This window comes from Streptococcus orisratti DSM 15617, assembly GCF_000380105.1.
GTDB lineage: Bacteria > Bacillota > Bacilli > Lactobacillales > Streptococcaceae > Streptococcus > Streptococcus orisratti.
This window is the reverse complement of sequence record NZ_KB904482.1, coordinates 53,896-77,724: the sequence shown is the minus strand read 5'-3', so window position 1 is coordinate 77,724 and position 23,829 is coordinate 53,896. Positions and strand designations below refer to the sequence as shown.

Sequence of the window (23,829 nt, the reverse complement as noted above, 5' to 3'; positions counted from 1 at the left end):
GTTCTTATCTTGAACCTGAGAAACACTTCCTCGTTTGATTTCACGACTGATGGTTGAGCGATGACGCCCAAGCAGACGAGCAATCTCAGAGGGGTTCTTGCCCATCTTGAGATAGGCGCTGATTTCTCCNCGTTCAGAGGCTGAAAGGTGTGANTANNANGATTTTTTGGTAGAATGATTAGTGGACATGTTCATCTGCTTTCTATACTGAGTTGGGGAATTCTAGTATATCAGACGAGCATGTCTTTTTTGTTGCACTTCATTTTACAACGCGGGCAAGTATTTTAAATATCATTGACTTCATTAACTTTCTTTAAATAGCCACTTAAGTAGATTTGAACAACAATGCCAACGAGTTCAAATATTCTTACATACTTCTTTTTGGCCTTAACAGATTTTGTTGCTCATAACAGATGTAAAGAATGACAAAAACTTTCAAATCGACATCTGTTTAAATGACTTCTATTGCTTCAATCCCAAACTCATCCAAAATAGTTTGGATTTTATCAAAAGACAATCGGAAATGCTCGAGTTTATGACCATCAGAACCAATGGCATATTTGTGACATTCCAATTCTTTAACTAGTTCTAGAGCGTAGCGATAAAGGTGTTCATGATGATAGAGATACATGGATTTGCTATTGAGCTCAAAGGCTAGGTTATAGTCAATCATCTTTTGGAAAATGCGACGCAACTGAGGTTCATAAATTTTTAATTCATCAACTGTCACATCAAACAAGCGAAAGCCATAATCGAAATGCGCTAACACATCTGCCTCTACACGCCCAATGGCATATTCCAACTTATCCAGATATTCTTGTATGATAACGTTCTTGTCCATGGTGGCGATTTCATCATCCAGATAATCATTGACACCATTATGATGGACAGAAAGGAGTTTCAAATCATAGTCCTTATCGGCTAAGAAGCTTATGATATCAGCCTCACGGGGTTGGTAATATCCGATTTCAATACCGCGCTTGATACGATTACCGTATTTATCATTAAGCTCTGCAATTTCCTTAGAATAAGCCTCATAATCAGGGATATCATCCTGTCCTGTGTATGGATTAGACAGATCATAATGTTCTGTTGTCACAATCTCACCATCATAGTGAAGCAAATAATCCTCAAATCTAGCGTCAGAATCATAGGAAAAGTGGGTGTGTAAGTGATTGTCGCGCATAAAGTTACTCCTCTCAAATTTAAGTAAGTTAATTATAACAAAAAGACTGGAATGAAGCCATTCCAGTCTTTGTATTTATGGCTTTAGCAAAGTGTTACCTTATAAATTTTTCGCTACTGCAGCAATCAAGTCTTTGATAGCTGAGGCATCACTACCACCTGCCATAGCCATATCTGGCTTACCGCCACCACGACCTGATACAATTGGTGCTAAAACTTTGATAAGGTTACCGGCATGAACATCCTTGGTTTTACTTGCTACAAGGACATTTACTTTTTCACCGATGGCTGCCACAAGGACAAGGACATCAGAGTAATCTTTTTGTTTCCAGTTATCGGCAAAAGTGCGAAGGGCGCCAGCATCTGAGACAGATACTTGACTTGCAATGTAACGCACACTGTTAACATCCTTAACGTCCTTAAAGACTTCACTAGCAGCGGCCGCAGCTGCTTTTTCTTTAAGCTCTGCATTTTCTTTTTGTAAATGGCGGAGCTCCTCAGCAAGACTAGCAACTTTGTTTGAAGTCTCTTTGATCTGAGGTGATTTGACTGTCGTTGCAATCGTGCGAAGGGCATCTTCTTCTTCGCGATAAGCAAGGAAAGCTTCACGACTTGTCACAGCGAGAATACGGCGTGTTCCTGAACCAATACCTTCTTCTTTAACAATCTTGAAAAGGCCGATTTCTGAGGTATTTTTGATGTGAGTACCACCACAAAGCTCAACAGAATAATCACCAATTGAAACCACACGAACATTCTTACCATATTTTTCACCAAAAAGAGCCATAGCTCCCATGTTTTTAGCCGTATCAATGTCTGTTTCAATAGTTGTAACTGGGATAGCATTCCAGATTTGTTCATTAACCTGTTCTTCAATCTGACGAAGTTCTTCTGCTGTAACTGCTTCAAAATGTGTGAAGTCAAAACGCAAAAATTCAACTTCGTTGAGGGATCCAGCCTGAGTGGCATGTTCGCCGATAATATTGTGCAGAGCGGCATGAAGCAAATGAGTAGCTGTGTGATTTTTCATTACACGGTGACGACGGCTACTATCAATTTCAAGGGTATAAGTTGTGCCCTGAGAAAGACTTGCTAAGACATCAACAGTATGAAGGGCTTGACCATTTGGTGCTTTTTGCACATCTGTCACACGCGCAACAATATCACCCTTTTCATTCTTGATGACACCATGATCAGCCACTTGTCCACCCATTTCAGCATAGAATGGTGTTTCTGCGAAGACAAGAAGAGCTTGACCTTCAGATACTGCTTCTGAACGTTCATTATCAGTGATGATAACTGAAAGTGTACTATCCAACACCTCTTTGTCATAGTTGAAGACTGAAGGTTCTACAATACCTGCAAGAGTTTCGTTTTGCATGCCCATTGAACCGCCTTTGACAACAGCAGCTCGTGCACGTTCTTGCTGTTCTTTCATAGCTACTTTGAAGCCTTCATGATCAATCTTATAACCTGCATCTTCTGCTAACTCCTCAGTCAATTCGACTGGAAAACCATAGGTATCGTAAAGTTTAAAGATATCTTTACCTTCAAGTATATTCTTACCTGCCTCTTTTAATTGCGCTAACAATTGATCCAAATGACCGCTTCCAGCATCAATAGTACGTGCAAAAGTTTCTTCTTCACGCTTCACAATCTTTTCAATGAAGTCACGTTTTTTAAGAATTTCTGGATAGTAACTTTCCATAATCTTTCCAACAGTTGGAACAAGTTTGTAGAGGAAAGTGTCACCAATACCAAGACGACGACCATGCATAACTGCGCGACGGAGGAGACGACGAAGAACATAGCCTCGACCTTCGTTTCCTGGTAGAGCACCATCACCGATAGCAAATGAGAGAGCACGAATGTGGTCGGCTATAACTTTAAAACTCATATTATCACCGTCTGGATCATAGGTCTTGCCAGACAATTTTTCAACTTCGCGGATAATTGGCATGAAGAGATCGGTTTCAAAGTTCGTTTTAGCTCCTTGCATCACAGCAGCCAAACGTTCAAGACCAGCACCCGTATCAATATTTTTATTAGGAAGTTCCTTGTACTCAGAACGTGGAACAGCGGGATCAGCGTTGAATTGTGATAAAACGATATTCCAGATTTCAATGTAACGATCGTTTTCAATGTCCTCAGCCAAAAGACGAAGTCCGATATGTTCTGGATCAAAGTCTTCCCCACGATCAAAGAAGATTTCTGTATCTGGTCCTGAAGGACCCGCACCAATTTCCCAGAAATTATCTTCGATTGGTACTAAGTGGTCTGGTTCTACTCCACAAGCAATCCAACGGTTATAAGAATCTTTGTCGTCAGGGTAGTAAGTCATATAAAGTTTATCTTTTGGAAAATCAAACCACTCTGGACTTGTCAACAGTTCAAAGCCCCATTCAATCGCTTCATCTCGGAAATAATCTCCAATAGAGAAATTTCCTAGCATTTCAAACATGGTATGGTGGCGAGCTGTTTTACCAACATTTTCAATATCATTGGTACGAATTGATTTTTGAGCATTGGTGATACGTGGGTTTTCAGGAATAACAGAACCATCAAAATATTTTTTGAGAGTTGCCACACCAGAGTTAATCCATAAAAGTGTCGGATCGTTGACGGGAACAAGATTGGCTGAAGGCTCAACTGAGTGACCTTTCGATTTCCAGAAATCAAGCCACATTTGACGAATTTGTGCAGAAGATAATTGTTTCATAATTAAGATACTAAGGGTGTTAAGCGGATACCGTCAAAATAGGAAACTTGACGAAGACGCTTGCGTCTAGGAAGTGTTTCTCTTTTTGACAAAGTCCGTAACCCGAGTTCATTTCAACGTAAACTCGATCCCCTTTCCTTTCTTTGTTTTTATAAAATTTAATTGGAAGCGCTATTTGCTGCGTGGTGTTCCATTTCTTTGACGTAGTCAATGGCAATCACAAGTGATATAACCAAATCTGCATATTGATTATCATAAACTTCAATACGATAAGTTGATGTCAGGTGCAACCACTCCTGAGAAATTCTGGCAACTTCTTGACCATTCTGAGTCAGATGAAAGTTCATATCCCAGAAATCTCCCTGAACATCAATGCCTAGTCTCTCAATGCTATAACGAGGTTTGAAAAACGTAAATTCTTTCTTAATGGTAAAAGATGTGCCATCAGCCAGAACCACATCAAATTTTGGTAAAAAAGTCATGAATTGTTTGTCAATTCGACTGACTAGATTTCCTTGCATATCTGTAATGGAAAACGTCTTAGGTATTTTGAAAAAAGAACCCTCCACTTGATAAGTTGGAATTCCCAATTCATCTGTAATAGTAAACTTTCCTCCGAGAGACCACATCTTTTGTTTGATTTGAAATGTCTTCATTACACCTTCCTCAATTTAAAAGACAAGCCCATATCACGAAGGGCGAGAACCGCGGTACCACCTTCATTCAATGAACTTGTCATCCTTTTTCTTATCTTAAATTGTCGTATTGAGTAGCATGTTCTTCCCCCATCTATGGCTCGCAGCAACCGCCATTTTTCTGTATTAGGGCAACGAAAAACAATTCTCAACACTTTATTATACAAGCTTTTCAAGACACGGTCAAGTTAAATTATTTATCTGAAGAACTTTCAGTTGTAGATTCTGTTGTACTTGAAGATGTAGACGATGAACTACTTGAGCTTGATGAGCTTGTTGCATATTGTGACAAGATGTCTGCAAATGCGCTGTCTTTAATTTTCACATTAGCTTTTTCAAGAGCCGCAGCAATTACTTTGTTTTGGAAGCTAGTATCACTTTGGTACTTAGCCATGAGCAATTTCTTCAAACGTTTCTTATACGTTTTCCAGTCAGAATCTTTTTCAGTCTTTTCTGTCGTTTTTACAATGTAATAAGAATACGTATAAGTAGAAGAATCAAGGACCGAGATAACATCTGAAATACCATCTTTATCAAGTTTAAAGGCCGCTGACATGACATCGCTTGGTAAAGTTGTATCTGCTGAGTCAAAAGTATAACTTACTTTTTTATCAGCCTCCGTTGTCTTTTCTTTAGCAATTGATTCAAAGTCTGCGCCTTCTGCTTTGACAGATTCAAGAACGGTTTTTGCTGTTTCCTCATCTGATAGCTTAATGACAAGTGCTTTTGTTTCTGGATTGTAAGTTTCGTATGCAGCCTTATAATTCTTAGTTGTCAATTCTTTTTTAGCCGCTTGTTCCACTGCGTATTCAACCAACTTTGTTGTACGAATTTGTTGTTTGTAGCTTTCAGTTGTAAGACCAGCTTGAGTAAGGGCACTTGAGAATGATGAACCATAGGAAGAAGCTGTTTTATTATATGCATCAGTAACTTCTTTGTCAGAAACTTTGTCACCATATTGTTGTTCAAAAACTCGTGTCAAAACCAAAGTCAACATTGATTGCTGAGCTGATGAGGTATTTTTCACAGATTTGAAAAAGTCTGAAACTGTGATAGTGTCACCTTTTAAGGTAACTAGATTCGTACTCTCAGAATCACCGTTTTTAACAGCAAGATAAGTCACACCTGATGCTAAAAGAGCAGTTACTGCAACAGTTGCAATCCCTGTAACAGCTTTGTTCAAACCTTTTTTCTTGTTTGCCATGTTAAATATAACTCCTTAAATTGTCATTAACTCTATTATTGTACCATATTTTCTTAAAAATGCCTTAAATTATAGGACAATATTTTCAGTATTTTTCCGAATCATCAAAAGTCCATCACCTAATGGCACCAGACTAGTCGTCAAATCAGGGTGAGTCAGCGTTGCGTCGAATAAACGTTGAAGCCCTTTGTAGATGGTTCGTTGACCACGACGAACCTCCAAAACAGGTCTAGCTACGTCGCCACCTTGAAAAATATCATCCATAATAATGACACCACCGACTGTAAGATGATTTAAAATTTCTGGCAAAAAGACAATGTATTTTGACTTTGCTGAATCCATAAAAACAAAATCATAAGTCTCTTTCAGACCGCCCAATAAATCGACGGCATCACCTTCTAGAAGTTGAATCTGATTTCTTGTATCGTATTTTTCAAAATTTTCCTTTGCAAAACCAATCATTTCCTCGTTGCGATCAATAGTCGTAATCTTTGCCTGCGGCGCATTTTCAGCCATCAAGAGTGCGGAAAAACCTATGGCTGTTCCAATTTCTAAAATATTTTTGGGTTGAATAGTTTGCATTAAAAATCGAAAATAGGCCACTGTTTCATGGGGAATAATAGGAATATTTTCTTGGTGTGCAAATGCTTCTAATTTTGCCAAATGAGCTTCATTTTGCTTTTGACGAGTCCTCATAAAATGAACGATATTTTCAGACACAACAGGACGGCGCATGTTGTGGTTGGCATTTTTACTGTAAGATTGAACCATCTTTCTCCCTTTTCTCTTGCATTTTGACAAAACTGTCAACTGTCCTATTATAGCAAAAAAATCCTAGTAAGTACTGGAAATTTTAGTCTTAGCGATAATTTGAAAAACCATTCCGATAAAGAATTTTTTCAGCATCCAAGACATGACTCCAGTTCTGACCGATTTCTGAAAACATTCTTCCACCGTGACCTGATCCAACAAGATCAGCAGTTTGATAATCTGGATTTTGGGTCAGCATAATGGTCAAACTTGAACTCTCTGAATTAGAAAACACTGCTCCTCCACTTACCATATAATAATATTCAAATATAAGAAGGACTACCTTGGTATCTGTTGTTGTTCGCCAGCTTTCAAAGATTAATTTACCTTCCAGTTGTTCTTTTAAAAGAGCAGTTACCTCCTCTAATGTCGCCGAAAAATTTCCAATCAATTGTTTGGCTCGTAAGCCCATCACTCACCTCCAAAAATCGTTATTATTTCCGACAAGTCAGCAATTTTATCATTGATGGAAGAGTCGGGCTGGTTTAGATTGATAGACTTGATACCTGCATGTTCTGCCACCTCAACATCCAGTTTACGGTCGCCAATATAGTAAGCCTTCTCCTTGTCCAGCTTGTACTTGTCCAACAAATAGTTAATGCCTTCAGGATGGGGTTTGCGAATAAAACCATTAGCCGAGGTGATAACCTCTGTAAAATACTGATCAATGCCTAATCGAGCCAGCACTGCTTTTGTCGTCGCTCCCTTATGAGTGTAGATAAAGTTTTGGATACCTCTTTCTTGGGTAAATTGCAGAGCTGCTTTAGCATGAGGCATGAGGTTTATCATGTGGTCACGCGCTTCTTGTTCACGATTGAAAAAGCACAACAATTCTTCAAAAGGCACATCGTGCTCCGCTGCCAAACGACGTAAAAGTTCCCCGACAGACTCCTTGATGATAAAATCAAAAACAAAGTCCTCATCCATCGGCCATTCGTAAGTGTCATAAAGCAAAATCAATACCTGACGGATAGCATCGTAAGACTCCACCAGCGTCCCATCAAAATCCCAAATAAAACTGACGGTTTTCATCTTCTCTCCCTGATTTCCTGTAAAGAATATCTTTGTCGACCAGCCGTATCAAAATTTTCAGGGGCCAACCAGCTTTCTAAAACTGCTTTATTAACGGGCCAATCTTGATCAGTCATCGCAAACCAGTCAGTGTCACGACTTCTGCCCTTGTAAATAACATGGTTTCGGAAAGTACCTTCATATGTAAATCCTAGACGTCTAGCAGCCTTAGCAGAAGGAAAATTAAGATTGTCACACTTCCATTCGTAGCGACGGTAGCCCAAGGTTTCAAAAACATAGGCCATGACAAGATACTGTGCCTCTGTTGCGGCTCGTGTTTTTTGCAATGCTGGTGCGTAAATAACTCTTCCCATTTCTACTGAGCGATTATTCGTATCAATCCGCATGAGCGAAAAAGTCCCTAAAACTTTGTCGCTTGCCTTATCTCGAATGGCAAAAAAGTAGGGATTGCTTGATTGTTCATAGGTCTCTAAACGTTCACGAACAGCATGGGGTGAGTCAAACGGCTCATCAAATAGGTAAGTCCAGTCAGACAATACCACATTGTCACAATAAAAGTCAACAATATCTTCAAAGTGCTGGCTAACGTTTAAATGCTCAACAACACAGTATCGTCCTTCCAAAGTCTCAACAGTCGGAAGTTCCCCTTTTTTAAAATCAGGTAAAGCCTCGCCAATTTCTTGTCCAAAACGATTAACTGACATGCTTATCCTCCAAATCTATCCAATAACGTGCTAAATGATGACCGTCTTCTAGGGGAAGAATATTTTCCAATTTCCCACCAACCTTTTCAATCGTCTTACGACTAGGAAGATTATCTTCACGGGCAGTTATCAGAACACGTTTGATCCCTCTTTGACGATATTGTTCAAGTGCAAATGCTAAAAGTTTTGTCATCACACCTTGCTGACGAAAGTCTGGTGCAGTAGCATAGCCGATATGACCGCCGATACGTAATAAATCTCCCTTTTCAATTTGCCAGCGGCAGTCAATCCGTCCTACAATACTCCCATCCACAAAAGCATAATAATTAGTGGAGGTTGACCAATCAGGATTGTCTGTCTGGGTTTCAAAACGCTTAGATTTTTCAACAAAAGCTGCAAAGTCCTCTACTTTTTTAGTTTCAATAAAGCTGTTTCCTGCTGCTTTTTCGTTCAACAACTTTGCTTGAAATTCTTCAAATGCGACTTGATCACTTAATTCTAATTTTCTGATTTCCATCGTCTTCTCCAAATAATAAATAAGTACAATTGATAGGTATTAGCTCTAACAGTTAGTTAATCAGCCGATAAATCACTCAATTAGGAGACAATCGGTCAATCAAATTTTTCGTTAGTCTCTTTTATTCAAATCAAAACTGTATCGGGCAGACTTTAAGACTTTATCGTGGTAAGGAATAGTTTCCAGAGCAAGCAACTGACCGCCCATCTTTTCAATCAAACCGCGACTGGCCACATTGTCCTCATCTGTCGCCACAAAGACCTGATTAGCTCCTAGCTGACGGTAATGTTCAAGTGCAAAGGTAAATAATCTGCTTGCCAGTCCTTGTCTACGAAAGCTCGGAGCTACCATATAACCAAAATGCCCTAACGTCTGACAATCAGGATGATCTAATTCCCAGAAGCAGATCACTAACCCTGCAATCTGCCCACTGCTAAAAGCAAAATAGCAAGTAAAAGGGGGCCAAGTCTGATTAGATAATTTGACCTCTGATTGGTCACTCTGTCTGACAAATTCATCAAAATCAGACACATCCCACCATTCCACAAAAGGATTATTTTCTTTATCTGCTAACATGGCAGCATTAAATTTTTCAAAAACTTCTCGGTCACAGCTTTTAATCTTTCGAATCTCCATACATGCTTTTGAACTCAATTCACTTTCCTCCTTATATCTGGCTACAAAATACAAATCTATTGTAAAAACCTATATTCACAAGAGAATTGCTTATAGATAAGAGATATTTTTTTGCTCATCAAGGCAGTTTTTTGAGGGAACACTGACTGTATTTTGAAAAAAACTAACGGGGAGTAGCACAAAAACTAGCCTTGGATAGAAGTGCTGAACTGTGAATACAGTTTCTAAATACTCAATGAAAACCAAAATCAGACTAGCTACAACGGTCTGAATGGTGCTTTAGAAAGTTTGAAATAAAGCAAACTTAGTTCGTGTCAGCAATGCGGAAGTGAAACTGAAAGTCAGCAACATCTGGAGTTAGTTTTTCGAAAAATATGCCCACACAAACGTTAAAGTTCCTAAGGTAAGCTCCCATAGAGAGGCCGATAACATCTTCAAGTAGTACATAAAAGTTTACAAATCATCAGCAATTTTGTTAATCTTACGCAGACGGTGATTGACACCACTCTTGGTGATTGGTATTTCCAAGCTATCGGCTATCTGCTGAATGGAGTAGTCAGGATGAGCCACTCTGACTTGGGCAATCTGTTGTAGTTCAACAGGCAGAGCCTCCAAACCAACTGTGTCCATAATCTTAACGATATTGTTAATGGTTTTCATACTGGCTGTAATGGTCTTAGCAATGTTGGCTGTCTCAGCATTATTAGCTCGATTGATGTCGTTTCGGGTTTCCCGCATAATTTTGACTTCCTCAAAAGCTTCGCGGCAAGCCATAGCCCCAATGACAATGAGAAAATCCATGATGTCTTCGGCCTTTTGCAAGTAAGTTATCGAACCATTTTTGTGTTCAATAACCTTAGCATCCAGCATAAATTTTCGCATGAGGTCTGCTAAGTCTTCAGCATGATCTTGATAGACTGAAAAAATCTCCAGCTGGTACTTTCCCGATTCGGGGTCACGAATGGTTCCTGTCGCCAAAAATGCACCGCGTAAATAAGAACGCCCTTTCTCATCATCTTCTAAAATACTAGGCTTGATGCCCGTTTCAATACCAAAGAATGAGTCTGCTAACTGCAAATCAGACAAAATTTCTTCAACATTTTCAGTAATAAAAACATTGTAAACCCGATTTTTACGGAGATTAGTCTTCTGGTGATATTTGATTTCTGGTGTGAGGCTATAGATACTTTCGACAAGGTTATAGATATGTCTAGCAATTTTGGCATTTTCAGTGGTGATGGATAAGGTTAAGCCTTGACCAGTTAGACCAAGGCTGCCTGACATTTTGATGATAGCTGAAAGTTCATTCTTATCTGAAATCGCTAAGGTTAGGAGTTCTTCTTTCACTTTTATTGTAAAACTCATCGGCGCTTCACCTTGACTAAATTCATCAATTCATCAACCACACGTTTGCCATCGTGAAAAGCTCCGCCATTTTCCAAACGTAAAAAATTAGAAGAAATAACGGTCTTAGCCAGTTTACGCAAGTTCTTAAAATCATGCTCTACCTGTACCAAGTATTCATCAAATTTGTTGGAATTCATATAAGTCTGAGGAACTGTTTCGATATTGACCAAAACGGTGTCAATGACATCTAAACCAAGGTGACGATTGAGGACAGCCACGTGGTCTGCATCCGTAAAATGCTCTGTCTCACCACGCTGTGTCATAATATTGCAGACATAAGCAACTTCCGCTTTGGTATCCAAAAGTGCTTGCCTAATTTCAGGAATAACAAGGTTAGGCAAAATCGAAGTAAAAAGCGAACCTGGTCCAAGGACAATCATATCACTTTCCATGATAGTTTGAACCACCTTACGGCTTGCGGTTGGTTCTTCTTCATTGTAAGTATTTGTCACATAGACGCGGTCAATCATCCCTTGATAGTCGGCAATGTGACTCTCACCGACAACTTCATGACCATCTTTAAAGATGGCATGCAATGTCAATGGGTTTTCACTAGCTGGGTAAATCTTTCCAGTCACATGAAAGAATTTAGTCAAAATTTGCATAGCATTGTAGGTGGAACCTTGCATTTCTGCGATTCCAGAAATAATAAGATTCCCCAAAGGATGACCTGCCAAAGCACCATCACCTTCTGCAAAGCGATATTGGAAAATTTTTTCATAAAACTTTGGCATATCGCTCATGGCAACTAGAACATTGCGCAAATCACCGGGTGGTGTCAATTGCATAACTGAGCGTAACTGACCAGATGATCCTCCGTCGTCAGCGACAGTTACAATTGCTGTAATATCAACATCTTCGTGTCTAAGGCTGTTCAGTATGACAGGAATGCCTGTCCCGCCTCCAATAACGGTAATTTTAGGTTTTCTCATGAGCGATTAACAGTCTCCTTACGACGGTCTTTGTCCCGATGGCTTTCATTAACAAGCCAGTCCGACTTTAAATCTTCAGCCAAGCGATGAGCGAATGCTGTACTTCTATGTTGACCTCCCGTGCAACCAATAGCAATAGTCAAAACTGATTTTCCTTCTTTTTGGTAGCCTGGTAAAATAGGCTGCAATAGAGCCAACAAATGTTGGTAAAATTCTTCTGATTCTTTATGTCCCATAACATAGGTGTAAACGGGGTTATCAAGCCCAGTCAAATTTCGCAATTCTGGCATATAATAAGGATTTGGTAAAAACCGCACATCAAATACAAGATCTGCATCAAGAGGTAAACCATATTTAAACCCAAAACTGATAACCTCAATACGAAAAGATGGCTGGTTCCCACTATCTGAAAATTGCTCAGAAATAGTCTTACGCAGTTGACGCGGTGTTAATTCAGTAGTGTCAACAACATTTTGACTCAAGCTTTTCAGCGGTGCCAATAATTCACGTTCTAACTTAATCCCATCAAGAACTCGACCATCTGCCGCTAAAGGATGACTGCGGCGTGTTTCCTTATAGCGCGATACAAGTTCACCATCTGTCGCATCCAAAAAAAGAATCTTAAAATTAAGTTTTTCATTTGATTCAATCTTATCAAGGATAGTATTAACTTCACTGAAAAACTGACGGCTACGCATATCAACAACAAGTGCTACTTTGTCATAGTCCCCAGACTGACCAATTAGTTCCAAAAATTTGGGAACTAAGGCGGGCGGCATGTTATCAATCGTAAAATAACCTAAATCTTCAAAAGATTGGATAGCAACAGTCTTTCCGGCTCCACTCATTCCTGTAACAATGACCAAGTTAATTTTTGATTCTAACATGACTTTCTCCCTAACCTATTTCTACATTATTTCTTACATTATAACAAAATTCTCTTTAAAAATCTCTCTATCAGTCTAGGTTTATGAGTACAGCTACGTAGCCTAAATTCTCAAAGTAAGTTCTAGTCTAACACCAAAACTGGAAATTAGACTGAGACAAAAAAATAAGGTAGAACTTACTATGGGACAAGTTGGTAACTGACAAGGAAAAACAAACATCTTACACTTTCTGATCGCAATGATATTCAAATAGGAATTGAACAACTTAAGCCTTTCTCGGCTATAGCAGCTAAGTTAGAAAAAGATCCGTCCACAATCTCAAAAGAAGTTCGGAGAAATAGGGTGATAAAAGAGAACTCTAGTACATCTAATTGCGAGGTCTGCCCTCTACTCAAAAAGGCTCCGTACGTTTGTAATGCCTGTCCGAAAAAGAGATTGAACTGTGGATACACGAAACAGTTCTACTACGCCAAAAGAGCTCAGCTTGANTATGAAGCTAAGCTCTCAGACTCGAGAACAGGCGTTGCCCTAAACAAAGAAGAATTCTATCGCATGGACGCAATTGTCTCTTCTGCCATCCAAAAAGGACAACACCTCAACCATATCATCGCATCAAACGATCTTTCGGCATCCAGAGCTTCTATCTACCGATACCTTGAAAAAGGCTATCTTTCCACAAAACCTATCGATTTCCCACGTGTTGTGAAATTCAGAAAACGGAGAACAAGAGAGCTTCCTCCTATTCCTAAAACTGCGAAAGAAGGACGGTCCTACGAGGACTTCCAACGCTTTCTCACAGAGAAAGGAATCACCTATTCTATTTGATTTTCTTTGAGTATTAGTTCTAAACTAAGATTTGAACGCATAAATCTTATATCATGTCCGTTAAACTTAAAATGAGTTTGGAACTAGGCCTATTCCAAACTCGTTTAATGATGAAGCAAGTTTTATAGTCTTTCAATTTGCTTTTAGTACCGACTCCACCAATCCGCAAAAAGACTAGTGGAGTAGGATAGTAAAACAAAATTCATGTCAAACAGTCATTGTAGTGATTGCCGAAGGTTGAAAATATGGAAACAGAATTCCCATTCGTTGAAGTAATAAAAGATAAGCTGAATGACTATGGTATCAATTATAGATTGCTAAGGCACCCCAGATAGTGAAGTAGCCAATAATTTACTACTGGTAACCATTTGGATTTTGGCTTTGCCATCTCCAAGAATCTCTCATCATATCTTGAAGAGTCTTTTGGGCTTTCCAGCCTAATTTTTTGTTGGCCTTTGAAGCATCTGCGTAACAGGTTGCAATGTCTCCCGCACGTCGTGGTTTTATCACATAAGGAATCGCAACATGATTTTCCGCTTCAAAAGCTTTCACAAGCTCTAAAACACTGTACCCTTTACCTGTACCAAGATTGAAAATATCACTACCTTGTGCACCAAGATTCTGTTTAAGAGCTAAAACGTGACCTTTAGCAAGATCAACAATATGGATGTAATCCCGAACCCCTGTACCATCTAACGTATTATAATCATCTCCAAAAATACTTAACTCTTTAAGTTTTCCAACTGCAACTTGTGTAATATAGGGGACGAGATTGTTAGGAACACCATTTGGCGCTTCGCCAATTAGTCCACTTTCATGAGCACCAATCGGGTTAAAATAACGCAGCAGGGTAACAGACCACTCTGGATCAGCTTTTGCCACATCTATGAGAATTTGTTCCATCATAACCTTGGTATAGCCATATGGATTTGTAGCCGAAGTTGGTAGTTCTTCTGTCAGTGGTGAAATATTATTTATTCCATAAACCGTTGCACTTGAGCTAAAAACAATGTTTTTCACCTTATGTGCATTCATGACTTCAAGAAGGGTAATCGTACCAGTAATGTTATTTTTATAATACTTTAAAGGTTGCTCAACAGACTCTCCAACCGCCTTAAAAGCCGCAAAATGAATAACTGCTTCAATATCATTTTCATAAAAAATATTATTTAAAAAGGTCTTATCAAGAATAGTTCCCTCGTAGAAAGGAATATTTTGCCCTGTTATAGTTTTCAAACGATTTAAAACTTCTGGGGAACTATTTGAAAAATCATCAACAATGATAACTTCAAAACCTGCTGTAATTAATTCAACAGCAGTATGACTGCCTATGTAACCGGCCCCGCCTGTTAATAAGATTGACATAAGATTACTCCTCACTTTCGTTATAATTTGTTTCCTTAGCCATGATATTCACCATTATATTGGATAAGAGTAATATCTTCCACTCCTTCAATGGCTTGAATTTTCTCTGAGAAGGCAAGGTTTTCATCCTTGCAGAATATTTCCACAGATAGCTCTACTAAACCTTTACGGACTGTTTTGGCTTTCAAAAAATATTTCATCTTCCCAAATGCTTGCAGTACCTTTTCTTCTATATCAGTATTTTTATAATGAATGACAGCAATATAAACTTTTCCTGTTTGCTGATAATGGTAAAAAACAATAAAAAGTCCAACCATGACAACAGCAGCAATTAAAGCCAGAAGGTACATTCCCGCACCAATAGTAATTCCGGTAGTTATCGCCCAAAAGATATAGAGTAAATCCATTGGATCTTTGATAGCTGTCCGATAACGTACAATAGACAAGGCTCCAACCATACCAAGTGAAATAACAATATTTGAGCTAATGGCTAAAGTCACCATACAAGTCAAAACAGTCATGCCAACCAGAGTAATGGCAAAGCTGCGTGAGAAGACAACTCCTGTGTAAAACTGTCTATAAATCAAGTAAATGATAGCTCCCATGATAATTGAGATTAAGAGGGACAAAAGAACTTTCTGAAGATCTTCCCCCGAAAACGAACTGACAAACGACTTTTTCAAAACATCTTGAATACTCATTATTATTCTCTTTTCTTTATTATCTAATAGGACTAATGATCATACCAATAATCATTAAAACTGCGATTGTAATTACTTTTATCGTAGCAAAGGACATATTTGGAAACTGCTGTGTATTCCATAGCGTCCGATGGAATAATTTCCTTGATAATTTCTGGGTAAAATTCCGTATATTTAACTTCCATGACAAGTTTATCTGGCTCTAAAACTTCTAATGCAGGAAGATTAGCATCAAAAATATCAAAGCTCCCTATCGCTGCCCGCACATTTTCATCAAAAGTGACTCGAACCGTTCCTGCATTCAAGGTCCAAGGTTCTCGTTCATAGTCAACAATTGTCCTTGGTTTCATAGCGTTTGCGATACATTCTACATAAAATTCTTGACAAAGTTGGTAAGGACTGTGCAGCAAGAAAGTGTAGTCACCATCCAAAATCTTATAAAATTCTTCTTGAGTTAGAGGAGCATCCTCCTTGTAAATATATGCTCCATGCTTCCGTTTTCTTTCAAGTTTAATGATATCTGCTGAGAAATTATATATTCTAATACGGTATTTTTTCCGTTTAAGCACCCCCGCTTGCTTATCTTCATAAGCACTATTCCAATAATCATCAAAATACAGACTCCGAATGGTATAGCTATTTTCCCTAACATGCTTATCCAAAATCATCAACTCCCGTAAACGTTGACGTATGAGATATTGATCCTTTTTAGAAATCAAGTATTTTTGTTCATGTCTATAAACCTCTTTGTTATTCTTCATATTTGTCCTCACTAACTGTTTTATCCGAATTAACATAAAAAGATTTAATACCACTGACTTTACCTAAATTATCTGCTACGTAGTAATCAAAAGCGTATTGAGATTTACCTGAAGTATTTGTTGCCTTAACTCGGATGAAGTACTGTCCTTCTTCTAGCATATCCATATTAATACTAGTCAATTTAAGATTTTCCTGTTTTAAAATGGTATCTGAAAAATCATAATTTTTTGAAACCTCAACCGTGTAGGTAATGTCTTCAGAGTTAAAATCATAAGCACTCTCCCAACTTAATTTTAATTTATCAGAGGTTTTTTCTGGTGTTGCAATAAAGAACGGCATTGGTTTTTGATAGCTTTCAAAATATTTTTGATAATTACTTTCAACTTCTGAAGGTAAGGCTTTTAGTATTTTTTCATGATTTGCCATAGAAACTCCTAAATAAGTAGAATCAGGGGTTTCAGTAATGTAGGGTTCCACTGTGGCGGCTAACTCATTTGATAGTTCCGTGATACGATTATCTGTAAGGTAATTTTTCCGTAAATCTTCAATAGCATTGTCAAGAGCCTTGCGGAATTCCTTTGTTTTCAATGCCCGTCTAAAAAGGACATTACCCCAATAATTACTAATACCCGACTCCCAATCGGAACTTCCAGTAAAACCTTTTATTTCATACTCCGTTTCAAAAAGTGATGCATCATTATCCCAAGGAATAATGTACCAGCGCTGAGAATTTAGAGGGCTGTATAGATACATATTTCGATTCTGAGTATCATGATTCCCCATTAAAATTTGAAACGCCATCCAATAAGATAAATTATCTATATCAAAATATTTTTCCAAAATACCGTAAAAACTGCTGGAACTGTCATTAACTTTTTTGATTAACTTAATCAATTTGCTGTGATCACTTGATCCTTTTATTTCAAGCATTTCTTCGAATTTTTCTTTGTCATAATCAGGATCACTTGTTAATTTAATAACATTGTTCTCATCCATAAACTCAAAAAAGTTAACTTTATAAAGTTGCCCACTGCTATCTAAATTGTGAGCCCTCATCCCTGCTTTGTTTAGTTGCTCAACTTGTGTATATAAACCATAGTCGACAAATTCATTTGGTTTATCGCCTGTAGTGTCTTTAACATAGAGATGAACAAATTGAGTTCGCAAACTTAAAACTTGAGGAATTTTTTCCAACAAAGCATAGGATAGTTTATTACGAAAACGGAGACTTTCTGTTTGATGTTTATTAAGGTTGATTGTTTTTTGACCATACCAAGATCCCTTACCATCTTTTATCTCAATTTTGAAATTCTTTTGTGAATTTCTACTTGAGGTCTGTCCCCGAACTTGGACAGTAGCATTTGGCACGACCTCACCATAGCCTAATTTTCCTGATTGTGGTCCATTTTCATTTCCAACTTGGAGTAGGCCTAAAATTTTATAACGATTAACCCCCATTTTTTCATAGTCATAGACTGAGAGACCATTAATTTCTGACCAAGAATGATTAGTATTTTCTGAATCACTGCCACGTCTGACAGTCAAGTACATCGTTTCAACACTTTTATTATCTTGAGTTTCATACAGAGCCTCATTGTCTGCTAAATGATAATTTTTCTTAGAGTAGCTTATTTTTTCTTTTTTTATTTTAAGACTAGAATCTTCCTTATCTTTCACTGTAAGAACTCCAACCAAACAGACTAGGGCTGCTGCGGTTAAGAAAAGGAAAACAACCACTAACAAATTTCTATTCTTTTTCATGAACCTCTCCTTACCAAATTTCTATTCTTTTTCATGAACCTCTCCTTACCAAAATTCTTACTTTTTTATTCAACGTTTTTGATAGGCGATAAAAAAATCCTTGATGTGTCTGTTGAATAATTGGCTGCTTTCCTAAAATTTGATAGAGCACATTACTCGTAGTTTTTTCTAACTGCCACCACACTAAGATAAAATAAACTGCAGATCCAATTAAAAAACCAAAACCATAAAATAGGTCATTGATAAACATAACAGCAACGGTCATCAATAAGGTAATCAGAACAAAGACTATTCCTGACTGAAAACTTCCCTCTACATTTCCGAAATACATAGACGACAAGGATAAGATATTAGCAATACCATAGATGGCATAAGCTACACAAAGTATCCTGAAATAACCACCCATTGTACTGTTGAAACCTAAGGGAAGATTATTCAAAATAGCTGTACCAACTGAAATTGATAATAAAGTCACAATGGTTTGTATCCAAGAGGCCTTTCTTAAACCATTTTTTAAGCAGTCTATCATATCAGTTTCTATTTTCTTAATTTGATTTAGAGTAGCACCCTTATCAAGACTTTGGTAATACTTTCGATAAATCTTGAAAAAATCAACTTCTAAAAAAATAGTAAAACTAATTATTGTTGCTAACATACTTAACGATGCTAAGAAAATAGTCAAATCGTAATAAGGTGCAATATAGAATAACCCCTTCACTTTTTGTCCAATAGGGCTAAACCAAATCAAAATGACATGTCCCAACAAGCCTAGCTGAGTCGACAAACCAATAACAGACAACTTCCAAAATTCATCAAAATAGTCAAGAAACGAGAACAAGCGTTTAAAATGAATACGTCCCGAAAACTGTCTATATAATAACTGAGTTGTTTGAATAAAGAAACTGGCGTAACCCATAATCATTCCTCCAATAGAGGCCGCAACTGGGGCCATCCCAATCAAAAAGAAAATCCCTCCCATTGCACATGTAGTAACAATAGTCAAACTAAAAGATTTAAAAAGCCCCTGATAATCTCGCAAAATAGTTAAAAAATTCAAAGCATTCCACGAAAGCAACAATTCACAAAACAAAAGCCAAGCCAAAACGCTATAAAAAATCCCTATCCCTGAAAAAATAATAAAAATTCCATAAATGAGTCCACCTACCGTAAGCAAGAAAAGTTGGCTTCCCCAGTAAGTAGTCAAAATATCTCCAATTTTTTTAGCATAAAGCTTATCAGATAGGTATCTGGAAATTACTAATGACGAAGCGCCATTGATGATTAACGATGCTAATAAGCCATAAGTAATAATGGCCACAATTAAATTTCTATCCGCGACTATCACTTTTGAGAAATTAGTTAAAGCATAAACAGCCACTAAAACGAGTTCGCCAAATAAAAGTGGGCCTATTGTTACGATAGCTGCATAAGCAAAAGCCCTAGGCTTAGAAGAAAAATTTTTTTCCTTAACAAGCTTATTGATTGAAAACCCAATACCTGCCATCTATATCACCTCCTCATATAAGTCTCGATACTGCTGAATCATGGTCTCATAAAGGTAGTAAGTTTGGGCACGCTTTTGAGCAATTAGCCCCATTTTCTCCCTTAGTTGACGAGAACTGCACATTTTTTCCATAGCGTGCGTTAATCCTAATCGATAAGTTGGTGGAATGCAATAACCAGCTATTCCAAACTTATCCCCCGGTCCTCCTTCAAGTAGTTCACGACAACATCCAACATCAGTGGTTACACAAGGACGTTTAGCAGCCATTGATTCAATGACAGATAGAGGTTGTGCTTCTGAAATACTAGTTAAAATCGTGAAATCTAATTTTTCCATATACCGCACGATATCAACTTGACCCGTAAAAATAACATTGTTAAGTCCTAATTGTTTCACAAGTTGATGGCACTCTTTATTGTAGTCCTTATCATCAACACCGCCTAAAATATGTAATCGTGTTTTAGGATAACGCTGAGATAATTCGTAAAAAACATAAATCATCGTCTTAATATCCTTAATAGGTGCAATTCGGACAATTGCCCCAATATCAACCCAGCCATCTTCTTCCTTTAAAGGAATTTTTGAAAAACGTTCGTAGTGAATACCATTCGAAATCACTTGACATTTCTCAATATCACACCCTACTTCCTCTTGGATAAATTTCGCTTTTGTATAGAGGCTAGTCACACGATTAGCACGAGAATAGATTAAGTTTGACAACATATAGAAAAATCGAATCCACTGTCGCTTCATGCTTGGCAAAACCCAATCTGACCGAAGAATCTCTTCCTCACGTTCACGCGTATAAATACCATGTTCTGTCAATAGGAGAGGAGCATGGTGCTGGAAGCTTCCTAAACTAGCAATCAACCCTGCATAGCCTGTTGCAATGGAATGATAAATATCTGCCTTAGGCATTTCAGTTCCCATCAAATACAAAACAGGTAAAAGCATCGATCGGGTTGAATGAAACACATCTGAAAAAGCCTGATTACTATGTTCTTTTTCCATAACTTCTATCAGAAGTTCTAAAAAAATCGGACTTTCTAAAAAATCAATTGGTGATAGATGATGAGCGTTAAAAATATTGAAAAGTATTTCCCAATTGGGATTTTTACAGGCAATCAAATGTTTTAAGGCCTGACGTTCTTCTGACGTAAAATCACACGTTAGCTTATCTTTTTTTGTAGTTAAAGAAAAAGCATCATCAAGAAAAATTTCTTTAATTTCCACCACATTGTCAGCTAGTTGATATTTAAACTTCCCTTTACTTTTAGCATTAGCACCAATGGTAACTAGAACAAACTCATGTTCTGTCATCTCATTAATATAATTGTGCATCCAAGAAGATACCCCACCATTAACGTAAGGGTAACATCCTTCTAAGATTAAGCAAATCCTCACGATTTTTCCTTTCTAAAATTCCTTAAAGTTACAGAATTTCTATTTTCTTTGAATAGTCACGGTATTGTTGGTGGCGTGAAGGAGATAAAGATTTCCCGTTAAATGTTCTAACTCTCCTCCACTCACTTTCCCTATTTCCCCTTTATTGATACGAACCATGAGATAAGCCTCATCAACAAAATTACCTAGTTTAAATGTAAATGCTGCATCTGTAACTTCTTTTGTAACAGTAATACTAGAAAAACGTTGAATAGCACCACCCATCTGCGATTCAGTTTGATTCCGAATGTTGGGAGCTGCCTTATAAAGCCAGTCCATTTGCTTAGAAAGGTTTTCAAACATCCTATCCCAACCCAATTTAGCACCGCGATCAACATCAAGTGGATCATCTGGATGAACAAAATGGTGGCTGACATAGTGCATGTTTAACTCAGAAACCATGGTTAATTTGATGTAGTCATCAATGATAGTCCCAGAACTAATACGTGGTTCCTCAATCATCCCATCGTTTGCAACAGCAAATTCTTGTTCATATTCAAATGTTTTTGAAAAATAGCTACTTGCGATAACCTTAATTTGGGGGTACTTTTTAACAATAAAATCACGCGCTTCTACTGATAAAATATTTGACGGTGGAACATAGACAGATTTTTCTTCTGTTGGAAATAAACTATTTGTAAATCGAATTAGTTCATTCAGAGAATTACCAATTGCCTTAGTATTTGGCCATGTATGATACTCAAAAGCATCACCATAATCAACATTAGACAAACTAAATGGTTGGTGGTTATATCCATGATAGCCAATTTCCCCACCCATTTGCAAAAGCATGTTCCCAAAATAAGTAAAACGTGATGAATCAGATTGACGTTTTATCTTACCAGAGGTATCATTCTCATAATTTTCAATAACGACACCGGTGTATTTAATACCATATTTTTCAGATAAACTAATCATATTTGGCCACCAAACATTAGTATAGAATTCTGAAATATTCATATGATAATCATGTTTAATATATTTCCCATCACCGTTAGGAACTGGCGATGGGAAATCATCCAATGTAAAAGCTGCTGAGTTGATTACTGGATAAACTCCTACATCATCTAAAAGTGAATAAGAAGCTGAATAAAAACCACGCATTGCTTTGACATAAATACCAAAATTGTCAACAACAACTCGACCACTTCCTAATTGATAATCCCAAATAAGCGGAGTTTTATTGTCATCAGCAGTAGTCATGTGAACATGAGCTGAACTATCTAATTCAACTCCCCAAGCAGATTCAAAAGCTTCATCAATCTTATAATCTTTTCCGCCACCGAGCATAAAGCCATCTTTGATATGAACCTTATTTACTAAGGCATACTCATAGGCAGAGGTGACAACTCCTAACTTATGTTCAATAATTGAACTCATATTATCTTTTGGATTGTCATGGCAAACATGACATTACCACCGGCTTCAACCCAGTCCATTAGCTCAATTGCCTTTACCCCAAGTGGCTCAATATCGGGAGTCAAAACAACTACTGATTTGTAGCTCGTAAAATCTGGGATCGCTTCTGTAGCAACATCAACATAGGCCGTACTAACTTTCATATCTTCAAAAATCTGCTTAAAATTATTAATAGCACTGGCAGAAGTTTCGTTACTAGAATTAAAAATTACTAAATTGTTAACTGGTATAGCTGAAAGTGCCTCCGATTTTGTCTTTACCTGCGAGACATTCAAATAATAAGAAGATTGTTTGCTAGTGTAATTTATGCCATTACGCTCAATAAACAGACCAATAGCTAATACCACAAGAATTCCAAAAGCAAACAGCAAACTTGTAAACTTATATTTTCTTTTTTTTATCATAATTCCTTACTGTTGGAAAAAAGCAAGTACTTCCCGATTTTTAGCTGAGAAGTATACACTTTTATTCTTTATTTCTGTTAAAAAGTCTTCTAATTCCTGACTAGATTTTTTTGAAACAATTACTTCTAATTTCAACATCCAGATATCTTCATCATTAGGAAACAATTGAAAAAGTAAATTTAACAACTGACTAAGAACTCGCTCATCTTTATTTTCAAGATGAATTTTGGCAAGTTCCAAACAAAACTCTTTTTCCGGAACAATGCCTTGATTTAATAGCCTTTGAAGGTGTCCTATGTAGTGTTTCTTTAAGGTGCTACCATAAAACCCCTCTGCAATTTCACTTTCTATATATCTTTTCAAGAAAGAAATGTACTCCATTTGTAATTCCGTGTTATTTGGATTATCCATTATTTTCTCTTCTAATGCATGAAGTTGACTATCATATTTTGCAACAAGTTCCGATAAGATCGTTGTAGCATAATGAACAACCTCTACATCTTCATTAAGACGAGCTTGATGAAGCAATGGTACAAACTGATCAGGGTATTCAAAAATGACATCAATAATAAGTTCACGCTTAATTCCTGCATTGTTTAAAATCAGTGCTTCTTGAAAAGGAACAATATTGTTAATTTTTGAAATATTATTGAATTGTGTCACCTCATCATCTTCAAATTCATCCTCTGCCATCCAAGGGATAGCATCTTTAAAGCTTAGACGAGAATGACCTGCTTTTCCTTTTCTATCTTTATCGATATTATAAACCGCAATTGCTCCTACAAAAGGAAGAAAGAGCAACAGAAACCTTAGGTAAACGTCCAGATTCACTTTATTATTTTTCTCGGCAAGTAAAAAATAAATGACAACAACAAAGTGGAGAGCAAAAAACAAAATAATTAACACATTTTTCCTTT

Annotated in this window: 21 protein-coding genes and 2 pseudogenes; 1 reads left to right on the top strand and 22 read right to left on the bottom strand. The window is 37.4% G+C overall.

The window, feature by feature from the left end; genetic code table 11:
- The 14 genes from A3I7_RS0108285 to rapZ form a co-directional block, all read right to left on the bottom strand.
- Positions 1-189 (bottom strand): helix-turn-helix domain-containing protein (locus A3I7_RS0108285; protein ID WP_018376321.1); only part of this gene is annotated, 189 nt, incomplete at its 3' end.
- A 262-nt stretch (positions 190-451) separates the two neighbouring features.
- Positions 452-1,186: a PHP domain-containing protein gene (locus tag A3I7_RS0108280; RefSeq protein ID WP_018376320.1), complete on the bottom strand. Its 735-nt coding sequence runs from the start codon at positions 1,184-1,186 to the stop codon at positions 452-454.
- A 99-nt stretch (positions 1,187-1,285) separates the two neighbouring features.
- Positions 1,286-3,904 carry an alanine--tRNA ligase gene (alaS, locus tag A3I7_RS0108275; protein WP_018376319.1) on the bottom strand — a complete coding sequence of 873 codons (2,619 nt, stop codon included), beginning with the start codon at positions 3,902-3,904 and terminating at the stop codon, positions 1,286-1,288.
- Between the two features lie 158 nt (positions 3,905-4,062).
- On the bottom strand, positions 4,063-4,560 hold the full coding sequence (locus A3I7_RS0108270; protein ID WP_018376318.1) for an LURP-one-related/scramblase family protein: 498 nt from the start codon (positions 4,558-4,560) through the stop codon (positions 4,063-4,065).
- A gap of 232 nt (positions 4,561-4,792) precedes the next feature.
- A complete protein-coding gene (prsA, locus tag A3I7_RS0108265; protein ID WP_018376317.1) occupies positions 4,793-5,803 on the bottom strand; it encodes a peptidylprolyl isomerase PrsA in 1,011 nt (336 codons plus the stop codon).
- Positions 5,804-5,872: 69 nt separating this feature from the next.
- Entirely contained in the window at positions 5,873-6,574 is a 702-nt protein-coding gene (locus A3I7_RS0108260) for an O-methyltransferase (protein WP_018376316.1), read from the bottom strand.
- A gap of 88 nt (positions 6,575-6,662) precedes the next feature.
- Positions 6,663-7,025 carry a DUF6054 family protein gene (locus A3I7_RS0108255; protein WP_018376315.1) on the bottom strand — a complete coding sequence of 121 codons (363 nt, stop codon included), beginning with the start codon at positions 7,023-7,025 and terminating at the stop codon, positions 6,663-6,665.
- Positions 7,025-7,645 (bottom strand): HAD-IA family hydrolase, encoded by a 621-nt coding sequence (locus A3I7_RS0108250; RefSeq protein ID WP_018376314.1) that lies wholly within the window; start codon positions 7,643-7,645, stop codon positions 7,025-7,027. The genes A3I7_RS0108255 and A3I7_RS0108250 overlap by 1 nt, the downstream gene beginning before the upstream one ends.
- Entirely contained in the window at positions 7,642-8,349 is a 708-nt protein-coding gene (locus tag A3I7_RS0108245) for a GNAT family N-acetyltransferase (RefSeq protein ID WP_018376313.1), read from the bottom strand. The genes A3I7_RS0108250 and A3I7_RS0108245 overlap by 4 nt, the downstream gene beginning before the upstream one ends.
- The gene (locus A3I7_RS0108240; protein ID WP_018376312.1) at positions 8,339-8,866 is read right to left on the bottom strand and encodes a GNAT family N-acetyltransferase; all 528 of its coding nucleotides are present in this window, start codon (positions 8,864-8,866) and stop codon (positions 8,339-8,341) included. The genes A3I7_RS0108245 and A3I7_RS0108240 overlap by 11 nt, the downstream gene beginning before the upstream one ends.
- A 111-nt stretch (positions 8,867-8,977) precedes the next feature.
- Positions 8,978-9,520 (bottom strand): GNAT family N-acetyltransferase, encoded by a 543-nt coding sequence (locus A3I7_RS0108235; RefSeq protein WP_245538853.1) that lies wholly within the window; start codon positions 9,518-9,520, stop codon positions 8,978-8,980.
- 435 nt (positions 9,521-9,955) lie between these two features.
- Entirely contained in the window at positions 9,956-10,867 is a 912-nt protein-coding gene (gene whiA, locus A3I7_RS0108230) for a DNA-binding protein WhiA (protein WP_018376310.1), read from the bottom strand.
- Positions 10,864-11,841, bottom strand: coding sequence for a YvcK family protein (locus A3I7_RS0108225; protein WP_018376309.1), 978 nt, complete (start codon positions 11,839-11,841; stop codon positions 10,864-10,866). Before A3I7_RS0108225 ends, whiA begins: the two co-directional genes overlap by 4 nt.
- Positions 11,838-12,728, bottom strand: coding sequence for an RNase adapter RapZ (gene rapZ / locus A3I7_RS0108220; protein WP_018376308.1), 891 nt, complete (start codon positions 12,726-12,728; stop codon positions 11,838-11,840). Before rapZ ends, A3I7_RS0108225 begins: the two co-directional genes overlap by 4 nt.
- 198 nt (positions 12,729-12,926) lie before the next feature.
- On the opposite strand from rapZ, the pseudogene A3I7_RS12720 reads away from it, so the two are divergent.
- Positions 12,927-13,541: pseudogene (locus A3I7_RS12720) on the top strand (helix-turn-helix domain-containing protein); the annotation flags it as partial.
- 366 nt (positions 13,542-13,907) lie between these two features.
- On the opposite strand, the gene galE reads toward A3I7_RS12720, so the two are convergent.
- The 8 genes and pseudogenes from galE to A3I7_RS0108175 form a co-directional block, all read right to left on the bottom strand.
- A complete protein-coding gene (galE, locus tag A3I7_RS0108210) occupies positions 13,908-14,918 on the bottom strand; it encodes a UDP-glucose 4-epimerase GalE (protein WP_018376306.1) in 1,011 nt (336 codons plus the stop codon).
- A 35-nt stretch (positions 14,919-14,953) separates the two neighbouring features.
- Positions 14,954-15,619, bottom strand: coding sequence for a DUF4956 domain-containing protein (locus tag A3I7_RS0108205; RefSeq protein WP_018376305.1), 666 nt, complete (start codon positions 15,617-15,619; stop codon positions 14,954-14,956).
- Between the two features lie 32 nt (positions 15,620-15,651).
- Entirely contained in the window at positions 15,652-16,380 is a 729-nt protein-coding gene (locus A3I7_RS0108200) for a polyphosphate polymerase domain-containing protein (protein WP_018376304.1), read from the bottom strand.
- Positions 16,370-18,142: a CotH kinase family protein gene (locus tag A3I7_RS0108195; protein WP_018376303.1), complete on the bottom strand. Its 1,773-nt coding sequence runs from the start codon at positions 18,140-18,142 to the stop codon at positions 16,370-16,372. Before A3I7_RS0108195 ends, A3I7_RS0108200 begins: the two co-directional genes overlap by 11 nt.
- A 31-nt stretch (positions 18,143-18,173) precedes the next feature.
- A complete protein-coding gene (gene pelG, locus A3I7_RS0108190; RefSeq protein WP_018376302.1) occupies positions 18,174-19,646 on the bottom strand; it encodes an exopolysaccharide Pel transporter PelG in 1,473 nt (490 codons plus the stop codon).
- Complete coding sequence (pelF, locus tag A3I7_RS0108185; protein ID WP_026217192.1) at positions 19,647-21,050, bottom strand: GT4 family glycosyltransferase PelF; 1,404 nt, start codon at positions 21,048-21,050, stop codon at positions 19,647-19,649. It abuts the gene before it with no gap.
- 39 nt (positions 21,051-21,089) lie between these two features.
- Positions 21,090-22,912, bottom strand: a pseudogene (locus A3I7_RS13235) (DUF2194 domain-containing protein).
- Positions 22,913-22,918: 6 nt separating this feature from the next.
- Positions 22,919-23,818 (bottom strand): hypothetical protein, encoded by a 900-nt coding sequence (locus A3I7_RS0108175; RefSeq protein ID WP_018376300.1) that lies wholly within the window; start codon positions 23,816-23,818, stop codon positions 22,919-22,921.
- Positions 23,819-23,829 lie beyond the last annotated feature (11 nt).

Coding starts and splice junctions, on each gene's coding strand:
- A3I7_RS0108280 (WP_018376320.1), bottom strand. CDS start 1,186: ATGCGCGACAATCACTTACACACCCACTTTTCCTATGATTCTGACGCT.
- alaS (WP_018376319.1), bottom strand. CDS start 3,904: ATGAAACAATTATCTTCTGCACAAATTCGTCAAATGTGGCTTGATTTC.
- A3I7_RS0108270 (WP_018376318.1), bottom strand. CDS start 4,560: ATGAAGACATTTCAAATCAAACAAAAGATGTGGTCTCTCGGAGGAAAG.
- prsA (WP_018376317.1), bottom strand. CDS start 5,803: ATGGCAAACAAGAAAAAAGGTTTGAACAAAGCTGTTACAGGGATTGCA.
- A3I7_RS0108260 (WP_018376316.1), bottom strand. CDS start 6,574: ATGGTTCAATCTTACAGTAAAAATGCCAACCACAACATGCGCCGTCCT.
- A3I7_RS0108255 (WP_018376315.1), bottom strand. CDS start 7,025: ATGGGCTTACGAGCCAAACAATTGATTGGAAATTTTTCGGCGACATTA.
- A3I7_RS0108250 (WP_018376314.1), bottom strand. CDS start 7,645: ATGAAAACCGTCAGTTTTATTTGGGATTTTGATGGGACGCTGGTGGAG.
- A3I7_RS0108245 (WP_018376313.1), bottom strand. CDS start 8,349: ATGTCAGTTAATCGTTTTGGACAAGAAATTGGCGAGGCTTTACCTGAT.
- A3I7_RS0108240 (WP_018376312.1), bottom strand. CDS start 8,866: ATGGAAATCAGAAAATTAGAATTAAGTGATCAAGTCGCATTTGAAGAA.
- whiA (WP_018376310.1), bottom strand. CDS start 10,867: ATGAGTTTTACAATAAAAGTGAAAGAAGAACTCCTAACCTTAGCGATT.
- A3I7_RS0108225 (WP_018376309.1), bottom strand. CDS start 11,841: ATGAGAAAACCTAAAATTACCGTTATTGGAGGCGGGACAGGCATTCCT.
- rapZ (WP_018376308.1), bottom strand. CDS start 12,728: ATGTTAGAATCAAAAATTAACTTGGTCATTGTTACAGGAATGAGTGGA.
- galE (WP_018376306.1), bottom strand. CDS start 14,918: ATGTCAATCTTATTAACAGGCGGGGCCGGTTACATAGGCAGTCATACT.
- A3I7_RS0108205 (WP_018376305.1), bottom strand. CDS start 15,619: ATGAGTATTCAAGATGTTTTGAAAAAGTCGTTTGTCAGTTCGTTTTCG.
- A3I7_RS0108200 (WP_018376304.1), bottom strand. CDS start 16,380: ATGAAGAATAACAAAGAGGTTTATAGACATGAACAAAAATACTTGATT.
- A3I7_RS0108195 (WP_018376303.1), bottom strand. CDS start 18,142: ATGAAAAAGAATAGAAATTTGTTAGTGGTTGTTTTCCTTTTCTTAACC.
- pelG (WP_018376302.1), bottom strand. CDS start 19,646: ATGGCAGGTATTGGGTTTTCAATCAATAAGCTTGTTAAGGAAAAAAAT.